This is a genomic window from Daejeonella sp. (assembly GCF_046590655.1).
Classification (GTDB): domain Bacteria; phylum Bacteroidota; class Bacteroidia; order Sphingobacteriales; family Sphingobacteriaceae; genus Daejeonella.
This window is the reverse complement of the sequence record NZ_JBKJUM010000077.1, coordinates 1-7,647: the sequence shown is the minus strand read 5'-3', so window position 1 is coordinate 7,647 and position 7,647 is coordinate 1. Positions and strand designations below refer to the sequence as shown.

Annotated in this window: 4 protein-coding genes; 1 reads left to right on the top strand and 3 read right to left on the bottom strand. The window is 39.8% G+C overall.

The window, feature by feature from the left end:
• A partial coding sequence (locus ACLL8Z_RS07800; protein ID WP_411274209.1) for a DEAD/DEAH box helicase occupies positions 1 to 1,797 on the top strand: 1,797 nt, incomplete at its 5' end.
• 51 nt (positions 1,798 to 1,848) lie between these two features.
• Here the strand turns inward: ACLL8Z_RS07800 and ACLL8Z_RS07795 are convergent.
• From ACLL8Z_RS07795 to ACLL8Z_RS07785, 3 genes are all read right to left on the bottom strand, one after another.
• Positions 1,849 to 2,334, bottom strand: a complete 486-nt coding sequence (locus ACLL8Z_RS07795; RefSeq protein ID WP_411274208.1) for a peroxiredoxin family protein — start codon at positions 2,332 to 2,334, stop codon at positions 1,849 to 1,851.
• 215 nt (positions 2,335 to 2,549) lie between these two features.
• Positions 2,550 to 3,866, bottom strand: coding sequence for a vanadium-dependent haloperoxidase (locus ACLL8Z_RS07790; protein WP_411274207.1), 1,317 nt, complete (start codon positions 3,864 to 3,866; stop codon positions 2,550 to 2,552).
• A 38-nt stretch (positions 3,867 to 3,904) separates the two neighbouring features.
• Positions 3,905 to 7,468, bottom strand: a complete 3,564-nt coding sequence (locus ACLL8Z_RS07785) for a VCBS repeat-containing protein (protein WP_411274206.1) — start codon at positions 7,466 to 7,468, stop codon at positions 3,905 to 3,907.
• Positions 7,469 to 7,647 lie beyond the last annotated feature (179 nt).

Genomic DNA, 7,647 nt, shown 5'->3' with positions numbered 1-7,647 from the left:
ACACCAATCCAGGAACAATCTATCCCGGTATTACTTTCAGGCAGCAACGATTTTGTCGGATTAGCTCAAACAGGAACCGGTAAAACGGCTGCATTTGGCATCCCCCTTTTAGAATTATTGGATTTTGAAGAAAATTACCCACAAGCACTGATCTTATGTCCAACACGTGAACTCTGTCTGCAGATCACAAGTGACATTAAGAACTACTCCAAAAACATGAAGAACGTTAGCGTTGTTGCTGTTTATGGTGGTGCAAACATTTCAGATCAGTTACGCCAGATCAAACGCGGTGTGCAGATTGTAGTAGCTACTCCCGGCCGTATGCTGGACATTATCAACCGTAAAGCGATTGACTTTACCCAGGTGCAATTTGTTGTTCTGGACGAAGCCGATGAAATGCTGAATATGGGCTTCCAGGAAGACATCGACAGCATTTTGTCAACTACACCTGAGGATAAAAAGACATGGTTATTTTCTGCTACCATGCCAACCGAAGTCCGTCGTATCGCAAAAAAATACATGACGGATCCCTTCGAACTAACGATGGGTACCAAAAATACCGGAAATGTCAACATTGAGCATGAATATTATATTGTAAAAGCACGCGATAAATACGCTGCCTTTAAACGTATTGTTGATTTCAATCCTGAGATCTTTGGTATCGTATTCTGCCGTACAAAAATTGAGACCCAGGAAATAGCTGAATCCTTAATGAAGGATGGTTATAATGCAGATGCTCTTCATGGCGACTTATCTCAACAGCAGCGTGATAAGGTAATGAAACGTTATCGAGATCGCAGCCTTCAATTATTGATAGCTACTGACGTTGCAGCCCGGGGAATTGACGTTAATGACGTAACTCACGTAATTAACTATTCACTTCCCGATGAGATTGAAAATTATACACACCGAAGCGGACGAACGGGACGCGCTGGTAAAACGGGTATATCGATCGCTATTATTAACTCTAAAGAACTCGGAAAAATCCGTCATATCGAACGTACAATTGGGAAGCAATTTACAAAAGCGGAAATCCCAAGCGGCTTTGATGTGTGTGAAAAGCAATTATTTGCATTAATCCATAAAGTTCATAATGTTGAAGTTAATGAGGCTCAGATCGAACAATACATTCCGCGTATTATGGATGAGTTTAAGGATCTTGACAAAGAGCAGATCATTAAAAGATTTGCTTCTCTTGAATTCAATCGCTTCCTCGAATACTATTCCAAAGCACCTGATCTTAATATATCCAGTGATGACCGTGGTTTTGAACGTGATCGCGGAGAACGAGGTGATCGTCCGGATCGCGGAGCGAGATCTAGTGCAGGTTATACCCGCTTATTTATGAACCTGGGTTCGGTAGATGATTTCACGCGTGGCGACATGCTTGGTTTTATTTGCAACAATACCAAGATCAGTGGAAAAAGCGTGGGCAAAATTGACCTGAAAGGTGTATTTACATTCTTTGAAGTGGAAGATGCTGAAGTAAATAAAGTTATCGAAGGTTTCAAGACCGTTGATTTTCAAGGCAGAAGCGTACGGATAGAAATGGCCGGCGATCGTGAGGGTGGCAGTGAACGCGGCGGGTCTGAAGGTGGATACCGTGGGAATTCACCTCGTCGTGAAGGCGGTGGTGGATATCGTGGCGGAAACAGTGGTGGCGGACGCCGTGAAGGCGGAAGTTCGGGCGGCGGTTTTCGTGATTTCTCAGGAAAACGTCGTGAAGATCGTGGCGGAAGCAGTTCCCCATCCCCTCGTCGCGAAGGCGGAGGTGGTGATCGCCGCAGAAGAAATTAAACAAAAAAACTCCTGAGAAATCAGGAGTTTTTTTGTTTAAACGTGATTATCCTATTTATTAACGGCAGTAATAATATCAGCGACCTTGCTATTCTGACCGAAATACTTAATTAGTTTCAGGTTAGTGCCGTAGACATAAGTCGCCGGAAATTGAATTGGCCGGAATCTGACTATAAACTGCCGATTCAAATCCCTCAATAGAGTCACATTCACCCTTCCATTCATCTTCGGAGCAAATTTTTTCATGAAAGATTGTATTGCAGCAACATTATCCATCGATATCAGGTAAAACTCCGCCGTTTTAAAATTGTCAATCTTCTCAGAAATAGCTTTCAGTTCGTTCTGACAATGATCGCACGAAACGTCAAAGAAAACAATAACGATCTTCTTATTTTTCGCTAAATCCTTCCGGGAAAAAGCTTGCCCATTGAATTTATTAAATGTAAAATCAGGGACGATCTGTGCTGGGCCACTTTGAGCGTAAGTTGCTGAAATCATCCCCAAAAAAATCAATGAGCAGTAAAGAAACTTTCTCATCAACAAATGGTTTTTACAGAGTGTTGAATTCATTAGTATATAATTTAAAATTTAAAAGAATTGCAATTTAGCATAAAATCAAGATGGAGCCAATACACTCCCCGTTTAAACTGATTTTTAAGAACGATGAAAGGCAGTTTGGTAACTAAGGCATAGTATATCCAGAGGATACTTGCTCAGGAACTGCAGGACAAAACATCCGGCTTAGCCTGACGTTATAATTTAAGTCTTTCCACGACTTTATCCCCCACCTTTTGCCCCTGAACGACACCCTCATTAACACTAAAAATATAATGAATGCCCCCATAAACCCGGCTGATGGAGGCCTCGTCTGATGCCTGCTTAAACGATTTAAAGTCCCGTTTCATCCCAATGTACCTGAGATCGCTGGTATCCTGAAAGGCGAAATTCTCTCCAAATATTTTAGTCAGAACGGTAGAAGCTGCCCGGGTTATGGTACTGTGCCCGCTCGGATATTCCGGAAAAGGTGGTGTTTGGAGCATGGGCATCCAATTATTGTCCAGGAGTTCATTAATCACAGTAACTGGCCGTACCGTGTTATATTTATATTTCAAGTTCCAGCAAGAGATAAAAGCATCATACAATGCAACTGCTGTCACCGCATATACCTGTGCTACCTTAACTTCATCGGCTTTCGTCTTTCTTGAGGCAATAGCTGCTATACCCATCCAATGTCCGCCCGGAGTTATTTTCTTATTTGCAAACATCATATGACCGGAATGTTCCATAACAAATGGGTTGTCATCCCAAAACCTCGCAATATCTTTTTGCTCTTGTGTTAAATTTTGCGTCAGCTTATAAAGCCCGCTAACTTCTTTAAAATAAACGCTGTTAGTATCGGTAGAAAAATTGGGTGGTTTGGGTAATTCAATAGTCAATGCCGTTGAATCGATCACAAGGGGTTCCATAGTTCCCCAGCACCATTCGACGCCATCCATATAGTCGGGAGGTGTCGGGCGCCACTGTCCAGATTCCTGATTACCTATAAACTTGGCTTTACCCCTGCTGATTCTATAGTTATCGATTGCGGCTCTGGCTAATACTACGTTCCCAACTGAGTCTCCAAAAGCAACCGACCGCTCATATACATCAGGATCCAGGGAGTTCTGAAACTGGGTATATACCTTGTTTTCATACGCCTTAAGCGAATCTATAGAGAAAACAACCTTGTGTACCACGGTAAAAAAGGCCCGTGTAGCTGCAAGTGTAAAATCATAATTTTTACCCTGTTCTGGCTCGGGGAATTTAGAGAATTTTTTTAATTTGGATGCAATAGAGGGCGTCCCCGGCTTATCAAAACGCATCGCCTCAAAAGATGCCAGGGAAGAATAAGCGTATATCCGGCTGGCGACTGGCGGAGTAAACACATCATATATAATAACTTGAGTAAGCTGATCCTGATTCTGATGTAATATTTCGGTATCTGACAGGTGATCAACTTTATCTTTTGTACATGCTAAAGCAGCAAACAAGTTGATGAGAAATATAATATGTAAACTTCTATACTTCATAGACTTAATTAAATAATTTACAGAGTACACATGAACCCTTATAATACCTTGCGGCTTTCACTTTTGGTATTTGTAACGACAACCGAAATCACATTGTTATCCAGCGTTAAAAATCTTCCCGACTGCGATAAAAAGGAAGAGCCATAAGGAATCTCACGTTTTTGAGTTTTTCCATTCCTGAATTTAATGACCGCACTAACATCATCAGCCCGGACAGGAACATTCTTTTTTCCCGCCTTTAAAGAGTAAACTTTTAAATTTCCCCTGTTCTGGCTTGCTGCTAATAAATATTTCCCATCCGAGCTTTTAAGCTTGACAATAGCTTTTCCGTTACCCGGAATAAATATTCCGCTTTCCAATATAGAAAGACTTTTGAAATTGCCTTTGCCGTCACCTTTGAGCACCAGGCCGTTTAAAGCATCGTACCTGCCAACAGATACTTCGGTGCCATAATCGTTTCCATTAACAACAATGTCCAGGTTACCATCACCAGTAAAATCATCAACCAGGATACCATTTAGAACTGACACCTGAGCTTCCATAGGTAAAGGTTTTATACTAAACTTCCCTTTACCTAAATTCTCAATATAACTGGATTGGAAATAATTTGCTTTCAATTTTAGTGCACCAGATACTTGTTCAGGGGTGAAAATATCATCCATATTGGCAACAGCAAAAGATTTATAATTCTGGAACTTTATTCTGGTACCAATGATTTGCTTAATCATGTCGTCCCGGGTATGAGCCGGAAACTCCTTTTTCTCACCCGTTTGATCGGGCAGAAATAAAAAAGGAATGGCATCATAACTACCATTATTATCAAGGTCATTAGCTATAATAGACACGGGATAATTATCACTCCCCTTATAAAAAGAATTTTGTCCAAGGTTACCCACAACATAATCTATATCACCATCATTATCAAAATCGCCGGGAGCGATAGTATTCCACCATCCCACTTTATCACTAATTCCCGTGCTTGTACTTACGTTTTTAAAGACACCCTTTTCATTCTTCAGTAAAGTTACTGGCATCCATTCTCCTGCTAATATCAGATCCTGCCAGCCATCATTGTCGAAATCGGTAAATACCGCATCACATACAAGGCCAATATTTACAAGATCCCGGGCAATATTTTTAGTAACATCAGTAAATTTAGGCTCCCCCTTCCGACTATCATTCCTGAAGATAAAGCTTGAAACGGGCTTGGGATAATTCCATGGGTCTACCCGACCTGCGACAAACAAATCCAGGTCACCATCTTTATCGTAGTCAATTGCCCTTACACATAATTTACTGGTAAAGTTTTGGGGTAAAGCAGTTTCATCCAATTTGAAATTTGCTTTTCCATCGTTAACATACAACTTGTCCTGATACACACTGGTATTTCTTTCGTTCTCATAGCCACCACTGGCAGCATATAAATCAAGATCTCCGTCTCCGTCTGCATCAAATAACAGAAGCCCCAAATCTTCCCAACGTTTATTATGAATATCGGCGTTTTGTATAAGCGCTTTCTGTACAAAGCGTCCATTTGCTTTTTGCAAGAAGATCTGGGCACTAAAAGAAAAAGATCCGCCACTAATGATATCGTCAAGTCCATCGTTGTCTATATCCCCTACTGCTAAAGCAGGCCCATATTCAGAAAATTTATGAGGCAATAATTTCTGAATATTAAAATCCACAAAATCCATTTCTTTCTGAAGATGATTTATATCTACAGAATCCGTAACTTCTCTAAACAAATTACTAGTTGCAAAAATCTTTTTTTGAAAAGAATAAGTGTCATTGGCTCGTGCTATATCGGCTGATATCAACTGATTTACTTTTACATCCTGCATAATCTGCACTTTCCCATTTGGCCATTTTATTAGCACGGAATCAATTGTACTTATATTTCCTAAACCAAAATGAGCAACATTTTGCATGGAAGATAAATATCCTCTATAAGGTGTACTTTCCCAAACCTGCTGCTTGCCATGATCGTAATATATTTCAACTAAAGTACCCACACCTTTTCTATTCAACCTGTCTCCGGAAAACCCAATCTTCAGGTAGTGATTGTCTTTAGTTTCTTCTTGAGTATTATTACGATACAGGAATGCTTCGTCATTGATATTGTTCAATACCACGTCCAAATCACCATCATTGTCAAGATCCGCATAGACAGCTCCATTAGAAAAAGATGGATCATTAAACCCCCAGTCTTTTGAAACATTCGCGAAGGTTAAATTACCTTTGTTTTGAAAGGCATAATTAGGAATTTTGACCTCCGGAATTTGAGCCAATAGTTCTGCCTTAGTTGCAATACTATATGCAGTATTCCGAAAAGTTATGAAATCGTGATCTGTAACATCTTTAGGAAAGCCATTCGTAACAAAAATATCCCGGAAGCCATCATTATCAAAATCCGCTACCACGGGTGCCCAGCTCCAATCAGTCTCAGCCACCCCTGCAAAATATGAAAGTTCACTAAAAATAGGATCGCCGATGGAATCATTCTGATTTATCCGGGGTCCCTGATTGATCTGAAGCATATTCCTGACATATTGATACTGATATTTCAGCTGTTCAATATTTTGATAGGTCTGGTAGTTATTACCATTCGTCATCATTTTTTTCCGGTAGTTATCTTCCGGATTCATATCCAGTTCTACCAGATCAGCGAGGCCGTCGTTATTGATATCTATTATATCAGACCCCATTGCATTAGCAGCGCCATGCTTAAAATAGGATGCCAGCTTATCGGTAAATGTGCCATCGCGGTTATTTATATAAAGCACATTATTCGACAAATAGTCATTGGCAACATAGACATCTTTCCATCCATCCTTATTTATATCCGCAACGGATACACTATGCCCATAACCTTCAATTAATATCCCTGCCGCCTTTGAAATATCTGCAAACACAGGATGACCCAATTTTTCATTCGGATCGTTACGATATAGTCTGCCAGTACTAGGATGTTCACCATTTAATAAACGCGGTCGGAATCTGTTTGGGTAATCCCCATCTATGATTTCATTGACAACAATAAAAACATCCAGATCCCCGTCATTATCATAATCAAAGAAATTTGCCATAGTTGAGTGCGTAGTATCATTCAAACCATATTCAGCCCCCATCTCTTTAAAAATTGGTATGCCTTTCTTATTCAAACCCTGATTGACATACAATAAGTTCTCCCGTTCTTTCGCTTTTTTCTTGATAGAGGCGCAGACATATATATCATCCCATCCGTCATTATTGATATCCACAACGGATACCCCGCGTCCCCATCTACCCTCACCATTTACTTTGGCTTCTTCTGTAATATCTTTAAACGTAAAATCTCCTTTATTAAGATATAATTTATTGCTAACCATGTTACCGGTGAAGTAAATGTCTTGTAATCCATCTTTATTAAAATCACCGATACCAACACCTCCACCATTATATACATTGGCAAAATCAAGCACATTAATCGAATCGGTTTGATTGATTGTATTATTGAAATGAATACCGCTCTTGTCTGAACTGATTCTTTCGAATAAAGTGTTGGAATTTCTGCAGGAAGCAAAAAATAGGAAAAGAACAGAATAAAAAGCGAATCTGACCATAGTCAATAGAAAATGCAAAACTCTAAGATATATAAAAAAAGGGCAGAAAATTTCTGCCCTTTTTATTAAGAAAATTAGTTTAATTAATAACCAGGATTTTGCTTTAGCGTTCCCCCACTTAAATCAATTTGATTTCTTGGAATTGGAAAGTATTCGCTTTTCCCTTTAGTGAAAGATGC

Bases quoted from the DNA above. Each gene is read 5' to 3' on its own strand.
- ACLL8Z_RS07790 (WP_411274207.1), bottom strand. From the start codon at position 3,866: ATGAAGTATAGAAGTTTACATATTATATTTCTCATCAACTTGTTTGCT.
- ACLL8Z_RS07785 (WP_411274206.1), bottom strand. From the start codon at position 7,468: ATGGTCAGATTCGCTTTTTATTCTGTTCTTTTCCTATTTTTTGCTTCC.
- ACLL8Z_RS07795 (WP_411274208.1), bottom strand. From the start codon at position 2,334: ATGAGAAAGTTTCTTTACTGCTCATTGATTTTTTTGGGGATGATTTCA.